Source organism: Clostridium sp. YIM B02500 (assembly GCF_022324665.1).
GTDB classification, from domain to species: domain Bacteria; phylum Bacillota; class Clostridia; order Clostridiales; family Clostridiaceae; genus Clostridium; species Clostridium beijerinckii.
Window position 1 is genome coordinate 51,708 of sequence record NZ_JAKGTE010000013.1, and the last position, 22,479, is coordinate 74,186.

General features: G+C 31.2%; 21 protein-coding genes and 1 pseudogene. 20 read left to right on the top strand and 2 right to left on the bottom strand.

Going from position 1 to position 22,479, the window contains the following annotated elements; all coding sequences use genetic code 11:
* The first annotated feature begins 38 nt into the window (after positions 1-38).
* From L1S46_RS12630 to L1S46_RS12650, 5 genes are all read left to right on the top strand, one after another.
* Positions 39-1,427 (top strand): glycoside hydrolase family 1 protein, encoded by a 1,389-nt coding sequence (locus L1S46_RS12630; protein WP_078117230.1) that lies wholly within the window; start codon positions 39-41, stop codon positions 1,425-1,427.
* Positions 1,428-1,444: 17 nt separating this feature from the next.
* A complete protein-coding gene (locus L1S46_RS12635; RefSeq protein WP_238900166.1) occupies positions 1,445-2,746 on the top strand; it encodes a PTS transporter subunit EIIC in 1,302 nt (433 codons plus the stop codon).
* Between the two features lie 38 nt (positions 2,747-2,784).
* The gene (locus L1S46_RS12640; protein WP_041898798.1) at positions 2,785-3,087 is read left to right on the top strand and encodes a PTS sugar transporter subunit IIB; all 303 of its coding nucleotides are present in this window, start codon (positions 2,785-2,787) and stop codon (positions 3,085-3,087) included.
* Between the two features lie 11 nt (positions 3,088-3,098).
* Positions 3,099-3,422 (top strand): PTS lactose/cellobiose transporter subunit IIA, encoded by a 324-nt coding sequence (locus L1S46_RS12645; protein WP_238900167.1) that lies wholly within the window; start codon positions 3,099-3,101, stop codon positions 3,420-3,422.
* Positions 3,423-3,580: 158 nt separating this feature from the next.
* The gene (locus tag L1S46_RS12650) at positions 3,581-4,474 is read left to right on the top strand and encodes an ROK family protein (RefSeq protein ID WP_238900168.1); all 894 of its coding nucleotides are present in this window, start codon (positions 3,581-3,583) and stop codon (positions 4,472-4,474) included.
* 243 nt (positions 4,475-4,717) lie between these two features.
* Here L1S46_RS12650 and L1S46_RS12655 read toward each other — a convergent pair whose 3' ends face one another.
* Entirely contained in the window at positions 4,718-5,005 is a 288-nt protein-coding gene (locus L1S46_RS12655; protein ID WP_238900169.1) for a hypothetical protein, read from the bottom strand.
* A gap of 162 nt (positions 5,006-5,167) precedes the next feature.
* Here L1S46_RS12655 and L1S46_RS12660 point away from each other — a divergent pair, with 162 nt between their 5' ends.
* The 7 genes and pseudogenes from L1S46_RS12660 (at position 5,168) to L1S46_RS12690 (ending at position 13,147) form a co-directional block, all read left to right on the top strand.
* Positions 5,168-6,466, top strand: a complete 1,299-nt coding sequence (locus L1S46_RS12660; RefSeq protein ID WP_238900170.1) for a hypothetical protein — start codon at positions 5,168-5,170, stop codon at positions 6,464-6,466.
* A gap of 388 nt (positions 6,467-6,854) precedes the next feature.
* Positions 6,855-8,036: an amidohydrolase gene (locus L1S46_RS12665; protein ID WP_238900171.1), complete on the top strand. Its 1,182-nt coding sequence runs from the start codon at positions 6,855-6,857 to the stop codon at positions 8,034-8,036.
* A gap of 33 nt (positions 8,037-8,069) precedes the next feature.
* Complete coding sequence (locus tag L1S46_RS12670) at positions 8,070-8,906, top strand: DUF3100 domain-containing protein (RefSeq protein ID WP_238900172.1); 837 nt, start codon at positions 8,070-8,072, stop codon at positions 8,904-8,906.
* Positions 8,896-9,342: a hypothetical protein gene (locus tag L1S46_RS12675; protein WP_238900173.1), complete on the top strand. Its 447-nt coding sequence runs from the start codon at positions 8,896-8,898 to the stop codon at positions 9,340-9,342. The genes L1S46_RS12670 and L1S46_RS12675 overlap by 11 nt, the downstream gene beginning before the upstream one ends.
* Positions 9,343-9,427: 85 nt before the next feature.
* Positions 9,428-10,111: an L-serine ammonia-lyase, iron-sulfur-dependent subunit beta gene (gene sdaAB, locus L1S46_RS12680; RefSeq protein WP_238900174.1), complete on the top strand. Its 684-nt coding sequence runs from the start codon at positions 9,428-9,430 to the stop codon at positions 10,109-10,111.
* Positions 10,112-10,114: 3 nt separating this feature from the next.
* A pseudogene (gene sdaAA / locus L1S46_RS12685) lies at positions 10,115-10,961 on the top strand (L-serine ammonia-lyase, iron-sulfur-dependent, subunit alpha).
* Between the two features lie 494 nt (positions 10,962-11,455).
* On the top strand, positions 11,456-13,147 hold the full coding sequence (locus L1S46_RS12690; protein ID WP_238900175.1) for a methyl-accepting chemotaxis protein: 1,692 nt from the start codon (positions 11,456-11,458) through the stop codon (positions 13,145-13,147).
* 178 nt (positions 13,148-13,325) lie between these two features.
* On the opposite strand, the gene L1S46_RS12695 is transcribed toward L1S46_RS12690, so the two are convergent.
* The gene (locus L1S46_RS12695; protein ID WP_012059968.1) at positions 13,326-13,814 is read right to left on the bottom strand and encodes a MogA/MoaB family molybdenum cofactor biosynthesis protein; all 489 of its coding nucleotides are present in this window, start codon (positions 13,812-13,814) and stop codon (positions 13,326-13,328) included.
* Between the two features lie 276 nt (positions 13,815-14,090).
* On the opposite strand from L1S46_RS12695, the gene L1S46_RS12700 reads away from it, so the two are divergent.
* The 8 genes from L1S46_RS12700 (at position 14,091) to L1S46_RS12735 (ending at position 22,479) form a co-directional block, all read left to right on the top strand.
* Complete coding sequence (locus L1S46_RS12700) at positions 14,091-14,441, top strand: Na-translocating system protein MpsC family protein (protein ID WP_238859746.1); 351 nt, start codon at positions 14,091-14,093, stop codon at positions 14,439-14,441.
* Positions 14,442-14,714: 273 nt separating this feature from the next.
* Positions 14,715-16,856: a formate dehydrogenase subunit alpha gene (gene fdhF / locus L1S46_RS12705; protein ID WP_238900176.1), complete on the top strand. Its 2,142-nt coding sequence runs from the start codon at positions 14,715-14,717 to the stop codon at positions 16,854-16,856.
* 134 nt (positions 16,857-16,990) lie between these two features.
* A complete protein-coding gene (gene glp, locus L1S46_RS12710; RefSeq protein WP_238900177.1) occupies positions 16,991-18,202 on the top strand; it encodes a gephyrin-like molybdotransferase Glp in 1,212 nt (403 codons plus the stop codon).
* Entirely contained in the window at positions 18,180-18,758 is a 579-nt protein-coding gene (gene mobB, locus L1S46_RS12715; protein WP_238900178.1) for a molybdopterin-guanine dinucleotide biosynthesis protein B, read from the top strand. Before glp ends, mobB begins: the two co-directional genes overlap by 23 nt.
* A complete protein-coding gene (gene fdhD, locus L1S46_RS12720) occupies positions 18,736-19,527 on the top strand; it encodes a formate dehydrogenase accessory sulfurtransferase FdhD (RefSeq protein ID WP_012059963.1) in 792 nt (263 codons plus the stop codon). Before mobB ends, fdhD begins: the two co-directional genes overlap by 23 nt.
* 423 nt (positions 19,528-19,950) lie before the next feature.
* The gene (locus tag L1S46_RS12725) at positions 19,951-20,505 is read left to right on the top strand and encodes a 4Fe-4S dicluster domain-containing protein (RefSeq protein ID WP_238859760.1); all 555 of its coding nucleotides are present in this window, start codon (positions 19,951-19,953) and stop codon (positions 20,503-20,505) included.
* Positions 20,506-20,523: 18 nt separating this feature from the next.
* Positions 20,524-21,909 (top strand): [FeFe] hydrogenase, group A, encoded by a 1,386-nt coding sequence (locus L1S46_RS12730; RefSeq protein WP_238900179.1) that lies wholly within the window; start codon positions 20,524-20,526, stop codon positions 21,907-21,909.
* Positions 21,910-22,479 (top strand): 4Fe-4S dicluster domain-containing protein, encoded by a 570-nt coding sequence (locus L1S46_RS12735; RefSeq protein ID WP_238900180.1) that lies wholly within the window; start codon positions 21,910-21,912, stop codon positions 22,477-22,479. It begins immediately after the preceding gene.

The following is a 22,479-nucleotide window of genomic DNA, read 5'->3' on the forward strand; positions in this document are numbered from 1 at the left end:
AGACGAGAAACATAATATATATAAGATGGGAGTTACTTATGAAAAAAATTTATGAATTTCCAGAAGGATTTTGGTGGGGGAGTGCCTCATCAGCAGAGCAATCAGAAGGCAAAGGTAATACTGATAAAGGAAAAACTATTTGGGATCATTGGTTTCAATTAGAAAAAAACAGATTTTATGATGAAGTTGGACCAAATATCACTTCAGATTTCTTCTATAGGTATGAAGATGATATCAAATTAATGAAGGAACTTGGACATAATTCATTTAGAATGTCTATTTCGTGGGCTCGATTATTTCCAAATGGAGATGGAGAAGTTAATGAAAAAGCAGTTGAATTTTATAATAATGTAATTAATTCATTTATAGCTAATGATGTAAAGCCTTTTATTAACTTATATCACTTTGATATGCCGTTAGTAATGCAGGAAAAGGGAGGATGGGAAAGTAAAGAGGTCGTTGAGGCATATGTGAACTATGCAGATAAGTGTTTTGAATTATTTGGAGACAGAGCAGAGCATTGGTTTACATTTAATGAACCTTTAGGACCAGTACTTGGAGGGTACTTACAAGATTTTCACTATCCAAACATAATAGATTTTAAGAGGGGGGCACAAGTAGCTTTTAATACAATTCTCGCACATGCAAAAGCCATTGAAAGATTTAAAAAACACAATCTAAAATCTAAAATTGGAGTAATATTAAATCTTAGTCCTACTTATCCAAGAAGCTCAAATAAGTATGATGTCGAGGCAGCAGAATATTGTGACTTATTTTATAATAGGAGCTTCTTAGATCCTTGTGTAAAAGGCGAATTTCCTAAGAAGTTAGTAGATACTCTTAAAAAATATAACCAAATTCCTATATATACAGATGATGAGCTAAAAATAATTAAAGAAAATACAGCTCAAATTTTAGGAATAAATTATTATGAACCAAGAAGAGCAAAGGCGAGAGAAAATGCTGTGAATCCTAATTCTCCATTTATGCCAGAATGGTTTTTTGATCCATATATAATGCCAGGAAGAAAGTTTAATAATTATAGAGGATGGGAAATATACGAGAAGGGAATACTAGATCTTTGCAATGATGTTAAAGAAAATTATGGAAACATAGAAGCTTTTATATCTGAAAATGGTATGGGCGTTACAGATGAAGAACGTTTTCTTGAAAATGGACAAATTAATGATGAATACAGAATTAATTTTATTAAGGGACATTTAAAATATGTTCATAAAGCAATTGAAGAGGGATGTAATATAAAAGGATATCATCTATGGACATTCATTGATTGTTGGTCATGGATGAATGCATATAAAAATAGGTATGGTTTAGTTAGTTTAGATTTAAAAACTCAAAAGAGAACAGTAAAGAAAAGTGGAGAGTTTTATAAACTGTTAGCTACAAATAATGGTTTTGAAGAATAAAAAAAGGGGGAATATCGATGAACAAATTTTTTGAAAAACTCGGGAAAGTATCGCAAAAGTTAGGCGGAGAAATACACTTAAGATCACTTAGAGATGCATTTGCATCACTAATTCCATTCATTATTATTGCAGGCTTAATGATTTTCATTAATTATGTAGTTATTGAACCGACAGGATTTATGTCTAAAATAATTAATCCAGCAACATTAACTACTTGGCAAGATGTTGGAACATCTATTAATAATGGTACTTTAAACTTCTTAGCAGTATTGCTAGCGGGTGCATGTGCATATCATCTAGCAATAAATAGGAAATTTGAAAATCCAATAGCACCAGCTCTTCTAGCTATTTCAATATTTGTTATTTTATTACCATTTGTAATTTCAACTACACCTGTAGGAGTTAAAGAGGCAGTTAAAGTTGCAGGAGTTATTTCTTACAGTTCCACTAATTCAGGAGGGATGTTCGTAGGTATTATAACGTCGCTATTATCAACTGAATTATTTATGTGGTTATCTAAAAATGAAAAACTTAAGATTAATATAGGTGGAGAGGCAGTACCACCAGCCGTTACAAAGTCTTTTAATAGTTTAATACCTATAATGATTACTATTCTAATTTTTGCTGTAGTGTCATTTGCAATAAAGCAACTTTTTGGGACAGATATAAATTCACTGATCTTAAAAACAATACAACGACCATTGGTAGCTCTAGTTACTAGTTTACCAGGATTTATAATATTAATGCTGTTGTCTAATTTATTATTTGCAATAGGTATACATCCAGGAGGGGTAATTGCGCCAATTATGGATCCAGTATTATACACAGCTATGAATGAAAATATGACTGCTTTTGCTCAAGGTCAACCTATTCCTCACATAATTAACATGGCATTTAAGGATACATTTGGGGTAATGGGTGGATCAGGTAATACTATCGCGTTATTAATTGCTATATTCTTATTCTCAAAGAGAAAGGATTATAGAGATATTGCTAAACTTTCCACAGCACCAGGTATATTTAATATTAATGAGCCAGTTATATTTGGTTTACCAATAGTATTTGATTTAACACTAATGATTCCATTTGTAATAGCTTCACCAATTTGCTTAACTGTTGCATACTTAGTAACTGAGGCAGGATGGATGTCACCAGTAGTAATTCAAACACCTTGGACGACTCCACCAATTTTATCAGGATTTCTAGCAACCGGTGGAGATTGGAGAGCTTCAGTATTTCAAATAATTATGATTGCACTTACAGTCTTACTATATATTCCTTTTTTAAAGGTTTCAGAGAAAAAACAGATTGAAGAATAAATAGAAAGAATATAAAGATAAAAGGGAGATGTTTTGTTATGAAAAAAATATTATTAGTATGTAATGCAGGAATGTCAACTTCAATGCTTGTACAAAAGATGATTAGAGTGGCAAAAGAAAAGGGTATAGAAGTAACAATAGAAGCTATACCTTCGACAGATTTATCTCAATGTTGGCAAAGTGCAGATGTAATTTTATTAGGACCTCAAATTGGATTTATGAAAGACAGTGTAAAAGAGACAGTAGAAAATAAGATATCAGTAGAAGTTATTAGTATGGTGGATTATGGCAGAATGAATGCTGATAAAGTTTTAACTTTCGCTATAGATTTAATGAAATAAGGTGGTTTAAAATGGAAGGAATGGAGTTAATAGCTTTCAATATTATTAGTAATGTTGGAACGGCAAAGAGTATGGGAATCCAGGCTCTAATTAAAGGAAGAAGCGGAAATGTAGAAGAGGCAGAAAAGTTGCTTGAAGATGCATCTGCGTTTATGAGAGAAGGACATAAGTCACATGCACAACTTATACAAGAAGAAGCAAAAGGAAATAAGCAAGAGCTTTCATTAATACTTATGCATGCTGAAGATCAATTAATGGCAGCAGAAATAATTTTATCTTTAGCTAAAGAGATATTATATATGCAGAAAGAAATAAATGATTTAAAGAAAAAATAGTAAAAAGCCGAGATAAATCCTCGGCTTTTAATAAAATAAGCTTATAAAAAGTTTAGAACGAATAAGAAATAACAATTTTAAGTAAGCACGCAATTAAAAAAATATCATAGAAGCTTTTATTTAATCAAATAGTTTTGTTAATATTTTAGGAGGTCAAGATGAATTATTATTTAGGAATTGATATAGGAGGTACCAACTTAAGAGCCGCTATTTTAGATAATGAATATAATTTAATAGATAAATTTAAAATAGATAATATCGTTGAAAAAGGTGCGAAGTATAATGTAGATAATTTAATAAAAATAATTAGGGAAAAGTGGAATACATATAACATTCAGGCTATTGGTGTGGCGTGTCCAGGTCCTTTAGATATAAGAAATGGAGTAATAATTAATCCGCCTAATTTAAAAGGATGGGAAGGATTTGAAATAAAAAAATACTTTGAAGAGCGTTTTAAATTACCTACAACTGTAAATAATGATGCAAATGTAGCTGGATATTGTGAAGCTAAGATAGGAGCAGCTAAAAATGCTGAAAGTGTATATTATATTACTCTATCAACAGGAGTAGGTGGCGGATTTGTTTATAAAAATGAGATAATTAATGGCTTTAATAATATAGCTGGGGAAGTATGCAACATGATAATAAATGAAGATGAATATAGACATGCGGGCTTAAACGCTGGGGGATTAGAAGGGCAGTGTAGTGGAGTAAGTATTTCTAGAATTGCAAGTAAGAAGTTAGGACAGGAACTCACGGCCAAAGATGTTTTTGACAGAGCTAAGGATGGGGAAGTAAATTGCATGGAGGTTTTAAATGAGTGGTCTGTAAATTTATCTAAAGCAATTGCTAATATAATAACTATAGTAGATCCAGAAGTTGTAGTACTTGGCGGATCAGTTATATTAAACAATTCTAATTACTTAGAAAAATTAATTAATGAAGTTAAGTTAAGAGTATTTAACAATATTAATGTAAATATTAAATTGGCTAAAATAGGTGATGATGCAGGATTGCTCGGAGCGGGGATTCTAGCATCTTGCTTAAACTGATAGATATAATAAATGAAGTTATTTAAGATTCAAGATAAGAAGTATATAAAAGAATGGGTTATGGCTTAAATATTTGATTTCTGAAAGTTTGGAAGATATAAGCAGAGAAAGCTTTTTAAACAGGATTTGTAAACTGTAAAGATAAGTGAAAATTGCCCTCCATTTTGCACGAAATAGGAGGCAATCTCACTAAAAAAGTTAGAAATGCAGATTAATCTACAATTCTAACTTTTTTATTACTATTTAATGTTGGTTCTTTTTCCTAAATAAAATAGCCTGATTCCAAATGACATCATAAGGTGCTGGACCAACTAATGTTTCTTGATAATTATCAACTCCATAGCATGCCCCTTTTGGATTTCCTGTACTATAAGGGATAATGCCTACACAATCTCCACGACCTCTTCTAGCCATTTTATACACATAATAATTATCTGATAATCCGCAATCCTTTAAAATAAACTTGTTATTGATATAGTAACCATGAGTTTGTAAGAATGACACTTGAAAATTTAAACAAAACTGGTTCATTGCAGAGTTTTCTGTTAAAATACCTCTATGAGACGTATAAGTTCTATGTAAAAAGGTGGCTTTAACAAGTTAGAAATAAGATTAAGATTTTCAAAATGTTATTAAAGAGAAATTACAATTAATTAATATGTTTAAATATATTTAGAAAGCAGGAAATTAAAAGTGAATAAAATTGGTGTAATGGGACCTAGGCAATCAGTTGAACGAATATTAAGTGTTGCTAAGGAAATGAAAACAAATTTTGAATTTATTCCATATCCATATGAAAGCACTAGTGAGATTAAAGAACTTATTTTGGATAATAATTATAAGGTTAATGCATGGCTGTTTTCTGGACCAGTTGTATATTTGGTTGCCAAAGAGGCATTAGAGTCTGATAAAAACACATTTTATATAACAGCTACAGAATCTGGTCTATTTAAAGCAATGCTAGATTTTATTTATGAACAAAATGGAACTTTAAATAGTTTTAGTATTGACTTACCCAAAGATATGTATCCTTTAGATAATACGCTCAAACAATTAGACAATCCACCAAAGAATATTTATGTAAAATATATGGATTCACAAACTAAATCAGAAGAGCTATTGGAATTTCATATGAATTTATGGAAACAAGGAAAAACAGAAGGAGGAATTTCTTGTTTACCGTCTATAACTGAAGAGTTGAAGAGAGTAGGAGTTCCAGCATCTTGGTTAACAACCAGCCGTTTAGAGACTAGGAAAGCTATTGAAATAGTAGTGGAAAATCTTAGATCTTCTTATTTTAAAGGGGCACAAATTGGAGTTGAAATGATTCAGGTTGAAAATTTTGATAAAGTAATCAATAAAGTGAAATCAACATATTACTTGCAACGCTTAGAATTGAGGTTAAAGGATATTATTATAGGATTGTGCGAAAAAATTGATGGATCTTTATCTGAACGAGGAAATGGAAGATATGTTATTATCAGTACCCGTGGTGCAATTGAAGATGAGATTTCAACGTTAAAGAATACAATTCTTCAATTATCAGTGGAGGCTGATTCAAATGTCGATGTTGGAATTGGATATGGGGAAACTGTATTATCAGCAGAAGTTAATGCATACAATGCTATGCAGCAATCAAAAGAAAAATCAGGAAGTGATATTGTTATTATTCAGGAAAATGGATTAATAATTGAGTATGATGAGAAAGAAGAAGAATTAGCGTATTTCCCAAGAACTAGCGATTCGGAATTAATTGATAAGTTGAAATCAGGAAATATAAGTGTTAAAACATATAAAAAAATATATGCATTAAATCAAAAAATGGGATGGGGCCAATTTACAACTAGAGATATAGCTAATAATTTACAAATGACAGAGCGTAACTCTAGGCGGATTGTATCAGAACTATGTAAGATAGGATTAGTATTGTGTGTTGGTGAAGAGGATTTTTCAACTCGAGGAAGACCAAGTAAACTTTATAAATTGATTTAAGTAATTATGGTATATAAATTACATATCAAAATAGCTATTGAATATGAGCATAATTAAGCCATGATATAAGTTGAATTAGCTATCTACTGTTTAAGAAAACATATATTAAGAAAAAAAGTATAGTAATTTATTTATTAAAAAGACTATTTTAAAACTAATTTGCAGTTTAAAATAGTCTTTTTGTTTATAATTATTTATTAAATAAGAAAAAAGTTAAAAAATAATTATTTTTTAAAGAAAATAGTATTAAATTAGTTATTATTCAAAGAAAACACTAAAAAAATACATATTCATTAAAAATGGCTTGAAGTGTATGAAACTATTAAGTATAATGTCATAAAAGGAAAATTTCCTTAAATATACCGTAAATAGAAATGGAGGAATAATTATGGAGCAAAAAGAGAGCATAGATCAGATTATAGAAGATGTAAAAAGCGAAGTTGTTACATGGCGAAGATATTTTCATGAAAATCCAGAATTGTCTTTTGAAGAAACTGAAACATCAAAATTTATTTATGACAAGTTAGTGTCTTTTGGAAACATGATAATTTCACATCCAACTAAAACAAGCATTATGGCGCGTCTAATTGGAGATAATCCAGGGAAAGTAATAGCTATCCGTGCTGATATTGATGCTTTGCCAATTCAAGAAGAAAATGATTTCGAATATAAATCGAAGAAATCAGGAGTTATGCATGCTTGTGGGCATGATGGACATGCATCTGTGCTTCTTGGAGTGGCAAAAGTAATGAGCAATTTTAAGCAGGAATTAAAAGGGGAACTTCGTTTTATATTTCAACATGCTGAAGAGCTCCCACCAGGAGGTGCTCATGAGATGGTTGAAGCAGGTGTAATGAATGGAGTGGATGAAGTTTATGCTATGCATATTATGACCCATGTTCCAGTTGGAAAAATAGATGTTGCTGAAGGTGTGGCTTCATCAGGAAATGATGCGTTTAAAATAAAGGTTATAGGTAAAGGTGGACACTCATCAATGCCAGAGGATACAATAGATCCAATTCTTATAAGTTCAGAAATTGTAAGTAACTTACAACACATTATTTCACGTAAAATTAGTACAAATGAAAAAGTTGTGCTGTCAGTGACACAATTTCATGCAGGATATGCATATAACATTATACCTAATGAAGTAGAATTAGAAGGCTCTGTGCGCACATTTAAAGATGAAATACGTGAGAAAATGCCGGTTTTTATGGAACAAATTATTAAAGGAATTTGTGATGCACATGGTGCTAAATATAAATTTGAATATAATAATGGATATGACATGATAAAGAACAATGATGAAATTAGAAAATTTGTAGAAGAAACTATAGCTGAAACATTTGGAAAAGATACATTAAGAAAAACTGGACCAATGATGGGAAGTGAAGATTTCTCAGCATTTTCAAATGAAGTACCAGGGTGTTTCGTACTAGTTGGTGCAAAAAATGATGAAAAAGGAATAATATATCCAAACCATAATCCTCGTTTCACAATTGACGAAGAATCACTTAATATAGCATTAAAATATCTGATTAATATAGCAATGAGAAAAGTTATTTTATAATTTATAAAAAATATTTCGAGAGGGGCAAAAAATATGAATAAATATAAATTAACTAATGTAAAAATTCACATAATAGCACTATGTCTAGTGATTATTGCAGAATTTATTGGGGCTAAAAAATTAAATGTTGGTTTTGGAGTTATAGCATTATTTCCAATGTTGTATGCTCTAGTTTTAGGCGGGATTATGAGCCTTCCTTCATTAAGAATCTTAAAAGAAAAAGAAATGACTAAGTCAGCAAATGTATTAGGCGTTTCATTTATATTGATAGTTTCTAAATTGGGAACAATGCTTGGACCATCTATTGTGAAAGTATTTCAGGAAGGATGGGCACTTTTATTCCAAGAAATTGGGCATTTTATTGGTACTATAATAATAGCGCTTCCGATTGCTGTTTTATTAGGCATGAAGAGAGAAACTATAGGAGCTACATATTCAATAGATCGTGAAAATAACCTGGCAATTATATATGAAAAATTTGGACCTGAATCTGAAGAAAGTAAAGGAGCAATTGGAGTTTATATTTTTGGAACACTATTTGGTGCAATTTATCTAGGACTTTTAGCTAGTATTTTAGGCGGAACAGGATTTTTTAGTCCTTTAGCACTAGCTATGGGAGCAGGGGTTGGCTCAGGGAGCACAATGGCAGCAGCAGCAGGAGCATTAATTGTTTTATTCCCAGATTTTAAGGATGACATACTTGTATTCTCTGGTGCAGCTAATTTGGCTACTACAATATTAGGTACATTTATATGTGCATTTATATCACTTCCATTAGCAGAAAGGTTTTATAACTGGCTTGAACCGAGAATTGGCAGAAGAAAGAAAAAAAACTTAGATAACCAAGGAGGTGCAAGTTATGAAAAATAATGCTTTAATATTGACTATTATAGGGGGAATAACGTTAATTGGAAATTGGATATCTTTTAAGGTGAGCCCAATTGATTCAATTTTAGGAATGATAATTCTTATTATTATAGCTTTAGTAGGGGTATGGCTTAGTAAGATTATACCAATAAAAGTAGAATCACCAACAGTTATTTGGGTTTCAGTTTTAGCATTACTTTTAACGTCACCAATTTTCCCAGGTCATGAAACGATATCTCAATTTACAGATAAAATTAATTTTATGGCACTTACAACTCCAGTATTAACATATGCTGGTTTATCAGTTGGAAAAGATATAAATACGTTTAAAAAATTAGGAATTAGAATAGTTATAGTTTCATTACTTGTATATACAGGCACATTTTTATTGGCAAGTATATTTGCAGAAATAGTATTAAGATTTAATGGAACTATCTAAGTGAAAATTTATAATGCGCATTTCTTAAAGGAAATTTTATTATTGCAATATATACACATATAATTAAGAAGGTTGGTGTTATAAATTGAGAGAATATAGTGCTTTCGATATTGTTGGACCCATAATGGTAGGACCATCAAGTTCTCATACCGCCGGTGCAGCTAGGCTTGGTAAAGTTGCGAGAACAATAGCTGGAGAGGGCATAAAAACAGTAGAGTTTTTTCTTCATGGGTCATTTGCCACAACATATAAGGGACATGGTACAGATAAAGCTTTGATAGCAGGGATATTAGGAATGAATCCATGGGATAAAAATTTAAGATATTCAATGGAGCTGGCACAAAAAGAAGACATTGAAATAAAGTTTATCCCAACTAATCTTGGAGATGTACACCCTAATACGGTTAAGATTGTAATGAATAAAAAGAATGGAAAAACTGTGCAAGTGGTAGGATCTTCAATTGGTGGAGGAAACATATTAGTTACAGAGGTAGACGGAGATAAGTTGGAGTTTACAGGAATATATCCTACTATATTAATAAATCATACTGATGTGGCGGGAATGGTGGCTAAAATAACGGCTGTATTATTTGAGTACAAGATAAATATTGCGTTTATGAGAGTTTATAGAAAGAGTGGTAAAGGTTCATCTGCAGCAATGATATTCGAAGTAGATGATTCTATATCTCAAGATGTAATTAATGAAATAAATAATATACCTAATGTAAAAAAAGTTAAGGCTATAAATCCTGTACGAGAGGAAATATAAGTTATGGTTAATTATGGATATGAACTATTAGAAGTTTGCAATAAGAGACATATAAGCATTTGTGAATATACACTAGAAGAAGAGGCAAAGACGGCTGGTTCGACTTATGAGCAGGTTTTTGAAAAAATGAGAAAAAACTTGCAAGTAATGAAGTCTTCAACAGAAATTGGATTAAATAATGAAATTATATCAATAAGCGGTATAATAGGCGGAGATGCGTATAAATTAAATAAATATTTAAAAGAAGGAAAAACATTAACGGGGGACTTTATGGTTACAGCTATGGCAAGAGCTCTTTCTTCATCAGAAGTAAATGCTTCTATGGGCAATATAGTAGCGGCTCCTACAGCGGGTTCTTGTGGAATAATTCCAGCTAATAATAAGTGTAGGAGAAAAATTAAGTTTAACAGAAGATGAGATGGTAAAAGCACTATTTACAGCTACTGGTATAGGCATAATAATTGCAAAGAATGCTACAATGTCAGGGGCTGAAGGCGGATGTCAAGCTGAGTGTGGATCAGCAGCAGCTATGATGAGGGGTACACCAGAGCAGGCTTTGAATGCAGCTGCTATAGTATTTAAAAATATATTAGGATTAGTGTGTGATCCTATAGCAGGACTTGTAGAAGTTCCTTGTGCTAAGAGAAATGTAGCAGGAGCAATTAGTGCTCTGACAACAGCAGATATGGTTATGGCTGGAGTAATTAGTAAAATACCTTTTGATGATACTGTTGAAGCAATGTATAAAATAGGAAAGAAAATGCCATCTGAGTTTAGAGAAACCGCTTTAGGAGGTCTTGCTATCACAGAAACAGGAATTAAGTTGAAGAAGCAGGTATTTGGAAAGTAATATATACATTTATAAATAACGAAAAGTTGATTTTATAAATAAAGGCATTAATATGCAATATATTGGGGATTAGAATGAGATTAAATTCAGTGTTGGATTTCAAAGGTCACATTTCACCTCAACCATAACCCCCACGAAAATCTAAACTTTGGATTTTCGTGGGGGTATTTTTGTGCTTTGAAGATTTTTAGTTAAAAATTATGAACTTTAGATTATATTTAAACTATTTTTGGAAAATTAACAAAAATATATTTAGATTATTGATTTTTTAATATCTATATGATAATATGACATATATATTAAAAAAATGACAATTATTAATGAAATATAGTAATTGAGAGCTATGAAGAATTCTTTTTATGTGGATATTTTAAGAACTTCGAGCTATCTGTGCAGTCGACCAATTTAAACTAATAGGTTCTTTTTTGATTAGTTTAAATTGGCCTTTATTATTTATAAAAATTATATAAAGAACAATATTTTAGGGGTGGAGTATGAGTAAATTTGGGAAGAAAATATTAGGAATGATGTTGGTTATTTTATCATCTATAGCCATAATCTTAGTTTCAGTAAATCTGATTATGTTTGAAAAATTTAAAAAGGAACTTAGGCAAACAGTTACTCAATGTATTTCAGATTTAACTGTTTCTATTGATGGAGACAAGCTTGAAAAGCTTATAAAAGAACAATCAGATGACAGTGTAGAATATCAAGATATATTGAAATCAATGAGTTTAGCTAAATCAAAAAGCGTTGCAAGGAATTTTTATACACTTGAAAGAGTTCAAGGAACACAGGCTAAGTTTTTAGTTGATGTTTCAGTAGATGCATCTGAATTTTTAGAAGACTATACTATGGATAGCGTGATGAAAGAAGCTTTTAATGATAAAGTTGTAGTAACAAATGAATCGTTTACAGATGAGTATGGTACGTTTATTTCTGCTTATGCACCAATTAAAAATTCAGAAGGAAAGATTATAGCTATTGCTGGTGTAGATGTAGACTCAAGTATGTTTGAAGGAATGAGAAGTGCGTTGCTAAAAGCAACAATTCTAACAATAGTTATTGTGAGTATTTTAGCTTTTGTTATGATTTATTTATACTCTAAGAAATTAAGTAATAATATTGTAAAAATACAAAGTGTCTTAGGTAAAATGAGTGATGGTGATTTAACTAGTAATATAAATATAAGAACAAAGGATGAGATTGAGGATATAGCTATATCAATATATAAGGTTCAGAATTCTTTAAAAGCTCTGATAAACGATGTAGCAATTGTATCTAAAGATATGAATACTGTTAATGATACAGTAAATGATAAAGTGAAATATCTAAATAATGATGTAGAAGAAGTTTCAGCAATTACAGAAGAAATTTCAGCGAGTATAGAAGAGAGCGCAGTATCTGCAGAAGAGATGTCAAGAACTTCAAAGGAAATAGGAATTATAGTTAATTCTATAGCTGAAAAATCGCAATACATTGAAAAGAAATCAAATCAAGTAAGTGAAAAAGCTAAAAATATTATGGGAACTTCAAAAGATAATCAAAAGGAAACTGAAAAAGTGTTTAAAGAAACAGGTATTAAATTGAAGCAATCTGTTGAAAAAGCCAAAGCTGTGGAGAAAATAAATGTCTTATCGGAATCTATACTTCAAATAACTTCGCAGATTAACTTACTTGCACTTAATGCAGCAATAGAGGCAGCAAGAGCTGGAGAAGCTGGCAAAGGATTTAGCGTAGTAGCAGAAGAAATAAGAAGGTTGGCAGAACAATCCAATGAAACTATAAATAAGATGCAAAATACAACGTCAATTATATTATCTTCGGTTGAAGATCTAACTAATAATTCTAATAATATGCTTAGTTTCATGGAAAACAGAATATTAAAAGATTACGAAACTTTAGTTAACGCAAGTCATGAATATAATAATGATGCGTTATATTATAAAGAATTTTCCTCAGAGTTAGGTATAACTTCGAAAGAACTTTTATTATCTGTAGAAAATATACTAGAAACCATAGAAAATGTAGCAGATGCATCTAATGAAGGTGCAAGGGGAGTTTCAGATATAGCAAATAAAGTCGGAAATATAATTACTCAATCTAATGATGTATTAGAGGAGGCATTAAAAGCTAAAACAAGTTCTGAAAAATTAAAACAAGAGGTACTTAAATTTAAAATTTAAAAATATGACAATACCCACGAAAATCTAAAATTAGGATCTTCGTGGGTGTTCTATTTTATAACATAGTTTTGCTATTGCACCGCTGTACAATGTAGTACTTTCAGAGAAATTTTCATAGTCCTGCAAAATAATAATGTTTCTACTTTTGATGTATTAGCGCATAAATCTAAATTCAATATTATCTACTGCATTCAGAAGCTTCACCTGTTAGAATATCAATTCCATGAGGAAGAGCTGGTAATATAACCTCTAAATTTTCTACAGCACCTTTGGGACTTCCAGGTAAATTTACTATTAAGGTACTTTTTCTAATTCCGCTAACGGCTCTTGAAAGCATAGCTTTAGGAGTTATTTTTAGCGAAGCACTTCTCATTGCTTCAGGGATACCAGGAACTAGTTTTTCTATAACACTTGTTGTGGCTTCTGGAGTAACATCTCTTTTTGAAAAACCTGTTCCACCATTTGTTAAGATCATATTAATACCTAAGGAATCACAAAGATATATTAGTTCTTCTTTTATCATTTCAACTTCATCAGGGATTATTTTATAATAGTCTACAGAAAACTTATCACTTGGTAGAATATCTTTTATAGCTGGACCAGTTAGATCTTCTCGTTGATTGTTGTAGCCTTTATCACTTATAGTTAGTATAGCTGTACTTATCATTTTATATTTACCTCCTGAGGGAAAATTTATATTAATAAACATTTGAATTTAAATATTATACTATAGTTTAATTATATATGAAATTAATAATATCAATTATAAGCTTCTTGAAGAAAAAATGAAAGACTTAAGATAAGTGATAATTAATTAGAAATATGTCGAAATAAAGCTTTAAATGAAAAATTTCATTAATATTCAGAGTTGACTAAAATATTGCAACAAGGTAGAATTTATAGAACTGGATTTTGTTAATAAAATAGGAGATTTAAATAGAAAATGAGTGCTATAAATCTTGAATTGCAAGAGCAAATTAAAAAAGTTACAGTTAAAATTATAAAACATTATAGAGGCAGAGGGCCAGAATATGTTAAAGTAAGGATTGACTCCTCTGATACAATAACTTTACAGATAAAAGGGATACTTTCAAATCTTAGTGAAATTTTGGTTAATGAAGGTGCTGTCAATATGGTAGCAGATTATTGGAAGATAATGAAGCCTCATCTTGAAAAAAATTTCCTTCAGGAAGTGAAAGAAATATTAAAAAAAGACTTTACTTATAGCTGGAAAATTTGTAATATAGAAAATGATAATAGAACAGTTGTTATAACAATAAAATTAATAGATTAAAATTAAAAAAGTTAATAAATTAAGGTTGGATTGAAAAGAAAAATATTAGGCACTAGAAAGAAAATATACTAGTATACTTACTTGTTATTTTTTGATAGTGCCGAGTTTATGTTTTAGCTTTTAAATAAACCAGTACTAAGGACCGTTGAAACAAACAGTCTTTGTACTGGTTTTTTGTTTTTTTTAGATAATATTTGATTTAGTGATTGAATAATTAAGGCATATGATGATTTATTATTTTTTGATTATGCCTAAAAAGGAGTGTATTAGAATATGGAAAAGAAAGTGTTAACGGTGTGTCCTTATTGTGGAAGTGGGTGCAATTTATATCTAGTAGTTAAGGATGGAAAAATTGTAAGAGCGGAACCTGCAAATGGTGATAATAATGAAGGAAAATTATGTTTAAAAGGATATTATGGTTGGGATTTCTTAAATGATCCTCAAATATTAACTTCTAGAATTAAAAAACCTATGATAAGAAAAAATGGAGAATTAGAGGAAGTTTCATGGGATGAAGCTATTAAATTTACAGCGGAAAACCTTATGAAGATAAAAGCTAAATATGGACCTGATGCAATTATGGGGACAGGCTCAGCTAGAGGTCCAGGAAATGAACCAAACTATGTAATGCAAAAATTTATGAGAGCAGTTATTGGAACTAACAATATAGATCATTGTGCTAGAGTATGCCATGGACCATCTGTTGCAGGACTTACTTATTCACTAGGTGATGGTGCAATGTCAAATTCGATTCCAGAAATTGAAGATTCAGACGTTTTATTTGTATTTGGATATAATCCAGCAGAAACTCATCCAATAGTCGCAAGAAGAATAGTCAAGGCTAAAGAAAAGGGTGCAAAAGTAATTGTGACAGATCCTAGAAAAACAGATGTTGTAAGATTATCTGATTTATGGCTTCAACTAAAGGGTGGAACTAATATGGCTCTAGTTAATGCCTTTGGAAATGTGTTAATAAATGAAAATTTATATGATCATGATTATGTAGAAAAATATACTGAAGACTTTGAAAAGTATAAAGCAGAAGTAGAAAAATATACTCCAGAATATGCTGAAAAAATAACAGGTGTAAAAGCTGACTATATAAGAAAAGCAATGAGAACTTATGCAAAGGCTAAAAATGCCACAATATTATATGGCATGGGAGTTTGCCAATTCTCACAAGCTGTTGATGTAGTAAGGGGCCTCGCATCTATTGCCCTCTTAACAGGAAATTTTGCAAGACCTAATGTAGGAATTGGACCAGTTCGTGGACAAAATAATGTACAAGGAACTTGTGATATGGGGACAATCCCTAATAATTATCCAGGATATCAACTTGTAACAGATAAGAAAGTACAAGAAAAATTTGAAAAGGCTTGGGGTGTTGAACTTTCAGATAAAAATGGATACTTCTTAACTCAAGTGCCTGAGTTAGTTCTTAAGGAAGATAAAATAAAAGCCTACTATATATTTGGAGAAGATCCAGTTCAAAGTGATCCAAATGCAGCAGAACTTAGAGAAGCTTTAGATAAAATTGAATTCATAGTGGTACAAGACATATTTATGAATAAAACAGCTCTTCATGCAGATGTTATTTTACCTTCAACTTCTTGGGGGGAACATGATGGAGTTTATAGTTCAGCAGATAGAGGATTCCAAAGAATAAGAAAAGCAGTAGAACCTTTAGGGGATGTAAAAACTGATTGGGAAATAATAAGTGCAGTAGCAACAGCTATGGGTTACCCAATGAATTATAAAAATACAGAAGAAATATGGGATGAAATGAGAAGTCTATGTCCTAAGTTTGCAGGAGCAAGTTATAAAAAGATTGAAGAACAAGGAATTGTTAGATGGCCTTGTCCTACAGAAGATCACAAAGGAACTTCTTACTTATATGAAGGAAATAAATTTACTACTCCTAGCGGTAAAGGAAGATTATTTGCTTGCGAATGGAGACCACCAGTTGAATTAACAGATGAAGAATATCCTTTAAGTTTATCAACTGTAAGAGAAGTCGGACATTATTCAGTAAGAACAATGACAGGAAATTGTCGTGCCCTTCAAAAGCTTGCAGATGAACCAGGATTTATACAAATGAGTATTGAAGATGCAAAGGAGTTAAATATAAAAGATCAAGAACTTGTAAGAATAACGTCTAGAAGAGGAAGTGTACTATCAAGAGCACTTATTACTGAAAGAGTTAAAAAGGGTTCTACTTTTATGACATATCAATGGTGGATTGGTGCATGTAATGAATTAACTAATGATAGCCTTGATCCTATTTCAAAAACTCCTGAATTTAAATATTGTGCAATTAAGGTTGAAAGAATCGAAGATCAAAAATCAGCTGAGGAATATATAATAACTGAATATGAAAACATAAGAAAGAAAATGAGAATAACATCTGAAAAATAGTATTAGGAATTTAAAAGAAAATGATAAGGCACAAGCAAAAAATAGATAAGTATGCTTGTATATTTTACTTCATATGATGAGATATGTTTACCAAATAGGGCCCATCAGGTGAACATTATAGGGAGGAAACAGCAATGATTAGTGTAGAAGAAGCTTTAAGAATAATTTTGGAAGAATCTAAGGCCTTAGAATGTGAAGAGAAGGATATTTTATCTTGTTTAAATAAGGTACTAGCAGAAGATATATATTCTAGAGATAATCTTCCACCATTTAATAAATCAGCAATGGATGGATATGCCATAAAAAGTGAGGATACTGATTTATATGAAGATGGAGTTTCAATAAAGCTTGAGATAGTTGATCTTATAAAAGCTGGGGAGTTTAGTGATAAAGAATTAAAAAACGGGCAAGCAATGAAGATAATGACAGGAGCACCAGTGCCTAAAGGTGCAAATGCAGTAATACAAATTGAGAAAGTAGAAGTTCGTGAAGATACTCTTTATATTTCTGAGAAAGTTAAAGATGGATGCAATGTAATAAAACTTGGTGAAGAAATTAAAGTAGGAGATATTGCTTTAAGGAAAGGAACACTGATTAGGCCAACTGAAATTGGAGTTTTAGCTTCTTTAGGTTATAGCAAAATTAAGGTTCATAGAGATCCAGTAATATCAATACTTACAACAGGTGATGAAATTGTAGATATAAATGAAACTCCTAAGTTTGGACAAATAAGAAATAGCAATGAATATTCACTAAAAGCATTAATTCAGAATTTAGGATTAGAAGCTTTATGCCTAGGAATTGTTGAAGATAAAAAAGATACTTTAAAAAGCAAAGTTAAAGAAGCATTAGAAAAATCAGATATAGTTATAACTTCAGGTGGTGCTTCTGTTGGTGATTTTGATTTTGTAGAACAAGTGTTGAATGAAATAAATGCTGATATAAAATTTCAATCTGTAGCTATAAAGCCAGGGAAGCCAATAAGTTTTGCAGTTATTGATAAAAAACTATTTTTTAGCTTACCAGGCAATCCATTATCTGCAATAACTACCTTTGAAGAATTCGTAAAGCCAGCTTGTGAAAAGATGCTTGGTAAAAACATGGAGCGTGATAATACTTTCCCAGTTATATTAGCTGAAGACTTTAAAGAAAAAGAAGGCAGAAGTAAATACATATATGTAAAGATAAAAGCTGAGAACGGAAAGTTATATGCATATAAAGTTGGATCTCAAAGTTCTAACCAGTTAATTACTATGAGTAAGGCAAATGGAATAATAATAATGCCAGCAGGAATTGGATATAAAAAGGCAGGAGAAGTTTTAAGTGGAAAATTCATCTTTAAATAAATCAAATGAACTTAAAGTAATATCTATAGTTGCAACTAAATCTGGAACAGGGAAGACAACGCTCATAGAAGCATTAATACCTATATTAAAAGAAAAAAACTATAACATAGGAGTCTTAAAACATGATGCTCACAAATTTGAAATTGATAAAGAGGGAAAAGACAGTTATAGATTTGTAAAAGCTGGAGCGGACAGAATGGTTATTTCATCAAAAGAAAAAATAGCTATGATAGAAAAGCTAAAGGAAGAAAAAGATCTTGAAGAAATACTAGAACTATTTGTAGGTATGGATTTGGTAATCATAGAGGGATATAAAAATAATGGATACCCTAAAATAGAAGTTCATAGAAAAGAAGTAGATCAAAAGCTTCTATGTGAAAATGAGAGTTTGGATAGAACGAAATTTTTAGCAGTAGCTACTGATGAAAAGCTAAATCTAGACATAGAACAATTAGATATCAATGATATGAATAAGATAGCTGAATTTATTGAGGATAAGATTATTTTTAAAGTGCGCAAAGGAGAAATAAATAATGGAAAAAACATTAGAATGTAAAGTTTTTAAAATAGAAGACGGCATTTTTAAAGCAGATGTAGATGAACTTCTAGTTAGAGAATACCCACTAACAATTTTTCTTAATGGAAAAAAATTAGCTACACTTTTATGTAGCCCAGAAAACTTAAAAGCATTGTCAGTTGGTTTTTTAAGAACAGAAGGCTTGATAAATACTAGTGAAGATATAATATCTTTTAATTTAAATGAAGAAAAAGGAATTGCAGAGGTTGAGACTAAAAATAAAGATGCTGCTCGCGAAAGCTTTTTCTCTAAGAAAATTGATTTAGAAAGTATAAAGGATCAATCAATTGATGGAATTGATAATTTCTTAGATTCCTTAAACTGCAAACCTGTTGAAAGTGATGCTAAAATGCACACTGAAAAGATATTCGAATTTATGAGAACAAATTTAGATTATTCGGATGTTTTTAAGAACACAGGAGGGGTTCACTGCGTTGCATTATGTGATAGCAATGAAATGCTTGTAGTGTATGAAGATGTAGCTAGACATAATGCCTTGGACAAGGTTATTGGAGAATCACTTATGAAAGGCATATTCCTTAAGGATAAAGCAGTTATACTTAGCGGAAGAGTCTCTCTTGAAATGATATTAAAGGCGGCCAAGCTAGAAATACCAATAATTATATCTAAATCAGCGCCTACAAGCCTTTCAGTGGCTCTTGCAAAAAGATTAAATATTACATTGGTCGGATTTGTAAGAGGCAATAAAATGAATATATATGCTAATGGATATAGAATTATGAAATAATTTACCGAAATGACAGGTACTCCGTTGTTTCGGTTACTGAGAATAAGTTGAGGATTTCAAACAGTAGAAGTTGCACAATTTCTGCATGCTCCTAAATACAAGCTTCAGGACAAGCAAAGATGGAACAACTTCTACTGAAGAAATGCCAGCAACTTGTTCTCTAATTTAACACTACACAAAAGAGCACCTGCCATTTCTGGTATGTGCATATTTCAAAATATAAGTGAAATTTAAGTTGTGGGTATATATATGATTTGGGGAAGATACTACATAAATATATGTTTAAATTTGGATATCTATAAGTATTAGGTATAAACCCCAGGAATAATAGATCAATATGTTTGCTATTTTATGTCATACGGCGTTTGGGTGGTCTATTATTTTCTTGTGGGTGTCTTGAGTGTACAAAGGAGTGAAATTAATATGAAAAGTTGTAATTCTTTCATTGTAGGAGATGCTAATAAGTGTGTTGGGTGTAAGGCTTGTGAAATAGCTTGCTTTAAGGCTCATAATGAATCAGTCACTGTTGGAAACATACAAACACCAATAATTTCTAGAATACATGTTATTAAAGAGAAGGACTTTACAGTTCCAGTTCAATGTAGACACTGTGAAAATGCACCTTGTGCAAAGGTCTGTCCTATAAATGCAATTAAAAATGAAGATAATGCAATAATAATTGATGAAGAAATTTGCATAGGTTGCAAAGCATGTGCAGTAGCTTGTCCGTTTGGAGCTATTGAAATGGGAACTAAATATAAGGCTGGAAAAGCAGTCATGCAAAATGTGCAGAAGGAATTATTTGAAGAAGCATTAGAAGAGAAAGAAACAAAGGTTGCATATAAATGTGATCTATGTAAGGAACAAGGTGAACCAGCTTGTGTAAAAGCATGTCCTAAAAATGCTCTTAAATTATTCGATGTCATAGAAGAAAAAAGAATAAGGAACATAAGAGCAGTAAGTAACTTAAACTTATAAAAGAAAGGAATTTAGTTTATGGATATTGGTTTTGTAAATATTGATAAAGAGTTATGTACTGGTTGTCAGCAATGTGTTGAAGTCTGTCCTGTAAATGCAATACAAGGTAAAGTGGGACAACCTCAAGAAATTGATTATGATGTTTGTGTTTCTTGTGGACAATGTATACAGGTATGTAATTCTTATGCGTTTGAAAATAGAGAAAACAGCCATGTAATAGAAGAGAAAAGAAGAGATAGAGGCTTACTTGAAAGTGTAAAGGAGCCAGTGTTTGCAGCCTTTAATAAAGGGAATGCAACTAAGGTGAAAGATGCTCTAAATAATGAAGAATTATTTACTATAGTTCAATGTGCACCAGCTATAAGGGTTTCTTTAGGCGAAGAATTCGGACTTAAAGCTGGCAGTTTAACAGCTGGTAAAATGGCAGCAGCATTACGAAGATTAGGCTTTAACAGGGTTTACGATACTAACTTTGGTGCGGATTTAACCATAATGGAGGAAGGAAGCGAGCTTATAAAAAGGGTAACAGAAGGTGGGAAATTGCCGATGTTTACTTCTTGTTGTCCTGCCTGGGTGAAATTTATGGAACAAAGCTATCCAGAGCTTTTAAATCATCTTTCAAGCTGTAAATCACCACAACAAATGGCTGGAACAATTTTTAAAACCTATGGTGCTAAAATAGATAAGGTTAATCCTAAGAAAATATATAATGTAGCTATAATGCCATGTACTTGTAAGCAGTTTGAATGTGATAGAGAAGAAATGCAGGATAGTGGTTTTAAGGATGTAGATATAGTTATTACTACAAGGGAATTTGCTCAGCTTATAAGAGATAATGAAATAGATTTTAAAAATTTAAAGGATGAAGAGTTTGATTTACCACTTGGAAGTTATACTGGAGCTGGTAATATTTTTGGAGTAACTGGTGGTGTAATGGAAGCAGCACTTAGAAGCGGCTATGAGATGCTTACAAAGAAATCTATTCCTAATTTAGAACTTAATTTTGTAAGGGGCAGTGAAGGCATTAGAGTTGCAGATGTGAAATTGCCAAAGATAACATTAAAGGTTGCAGTGGTCTCAGGTCTGAAAAATGTAGTTCAAATACTTGAAGATATAAAAGAAGGAAAATGTGACTTTGACTTTATTGAAGTTATGACTTGCCCAGAAGGTTGTGTAAGTGGTGGTGGACAACCTAAGTTTATCTTGAATATAGATAGAAGAAATGCTTTGGTAAGTAGAAAAAAAGGTATCTATAAACATGATTCTGAACTTGAAATAAGAAAATCTCATGAAAATCCTTTTATAAAAAAATTATATGAAGAGTTTTTAATAGAACCTCTTGGTGAAAAATCTCATCATCTACTACATACAAAGTTTGTTTCGAGAAAGAAGGAGGAAATATAAATGAATAATTTTGTTATAGCAAATCCAAAAAGATGTATAGGATGTAGAACTTGTGAGGCTGCATGTGTTGTTGCACATTGTGAAGAAAACATACTTGTACAAAGTAAGGATAAGGTTAATTTTAATCCTCGTTTAAAAGTTATTAAAACTGCAGATGTAAGTGCTCCAATTCAATGCAGACATTGTGAAAATGCTCCGTGTGCTAATGCATGTCCAAATGGTTCAATTATAAATAAAGACGGAGTAGTGTTAATAAATAAAGATACTTGCATAGGCTGCAAATCTTGCACAATAGTTTGTCCTTTTGGTGCCATTGATATAATAGTTGAACATAAAGATGGAGAGAAAGTTATTCAAAAGGGGTTAATGTGTGATAAAGACGGAAAGCTAGAACATAAAGAAAGATTAGTTGCAAACAAATGTGATTTATGTATAGGTAGAGAAAATGGTCCTGCTTGCGTAGAGGTATGTCCTACAGAAGCATTAAGATTAGTTGAATCTAAAATTATAGATGAAGACATTTCGGAAAAGAGAAAAAATGCTGCAGCTAATTTAGTAAATATATTATAA

What these genes read in the sequence shown, in the direction of transcription:
- L1S46_RS12630 (WP_078117230.1), top strand. Translation starts at nt 39, where the DNA reads ATGAAAAAAATTTATGAATTTCCAGAAGGATTTTGGTGGGGGAGTGCC.
- L1S46_RS12635 (WP_238900166.1), top strand. Translation starts at nt 1,445, where the DNA reads ATGAACAAATTTTTTGAAAAACTCGGGAAAGTATCGCAAAAGTTAGGC.
- L1S46_RS12640 (WP_041898798.1), top strand. Translation starts at nt 2,785, where the DNA reads ATGAAAAAAATATTATTAGTATGTAATGCAGGAATGTCAACTTCAATG.
- L1S46_RS12645 (WP_238900167.1), top strand. Translation starts at nt 3,099, where the DNA reads ATGGAAGGAATGGAGTTAATAGCTTTCAATATTATTAGTAATGTTGGA.
- L1S46_RS12650 (WP_238900168.1), top strand. Translation starts at nt 3,581, where the DNA reads ATGAATTATTATTTAGGAATTGATATAGGAGGTACCAACTTAAGAGCC.
- L1S46_RS12655 (WP_238900169.1), bottom strand. Translation starts at nt 5,005, where the DNA reads ATGAACCAGTTTTGTTTAAATTTTCAAGTGTCATTCTTACAAACTCAT.
- L1S46_RS12665 (WP_238900171.1), top strand. Translation starts at nt 6,855, where the DNA reads ATGGAGCAAAAAGAGAGCATAGATCAGATTATAGAAGATGTAAAAAGC.
- L1S46_RS12670 (WP_238900172.1), top strand. Translation starts at nt 8,070, where the DNA reads ATGAATAAATATAAATTAACTAATGTAAAAATTCACATAATAGCACTA.
- L1S46_RS12675 (WP_238900173.1), top strand. Translation starts at nt 8,896, where the DNA reads ATGAAAAATAATGCTTTAATATTGACTATTATAGGGGGAATAACGTTA.
- L1S46_RS12690 (WP_238900175.1), top strand. Translation starts at nt 11,456, where the DNA reads ATGAGTAAATTTGGGAAGAAAATATTAGGAATGATGTTGGTTATTTTA.
- L1S46_RS12695 (WP_012059968.1), bottom strand. Translation starts at nt 13,814, where the DNA reads ATGATAAGTACAGCTATACTAACTATAAGTGATAAAGGCTACAACAAT.
- L1S46_RS12700 (WP_238859746.1), top strand. Translation starts at nt 14,091, where the DNA reads ATGAGTGCTATAAATCTTGAATTGCAAGAGCAAATTAAAAAAGTTACA.
- fdhF (WP_238900176.1), top strand. Translation starts at nt 14,715, where the DNA reads ATGGAAAAGAAAGTGTTAACGGTGTGTCCTTATTGTGGAAGTGGGTGC.
- glp (WP_238900177.1), top strand. Translation starts at nt 16,991, where the DNA reads ATGATTAGTGTAGAAGAAGCTTTAAGAATAATTTTGGAAGAATCTAAG.
- fdhD (WP_012059963.1), top strand. Translation starts at nt 18,736, where the DNA reads ATGGAAAAAACATTAGAATGTAAAGTTTTTAAAATAGAAGACGGCATT.
- L1S46_RS12725 (WP_238859760.1), top strand. Translation starts at nt 19,951, where the DNA reads ATGAAAAGTTGTAATTCTTTCATTGTAGGAGATGCTAATAAGTGTGTT.
- L1S46_RS12730 (WP_238900179.1), top strand. Translation starts at nt 20,524, where the DNA reads ATGGATATTGGTTTTGTAAATATTGATAAAGAGTTATGTACTGGTTGT.
- L1S46_RS12735 (WP_238900180.1), top strand. Translation starts at nt 21,910, where the DNA reads ATGAATAATTTTGTTATAGCAAATCCAAAAAGATGTATAGGATGTAGA.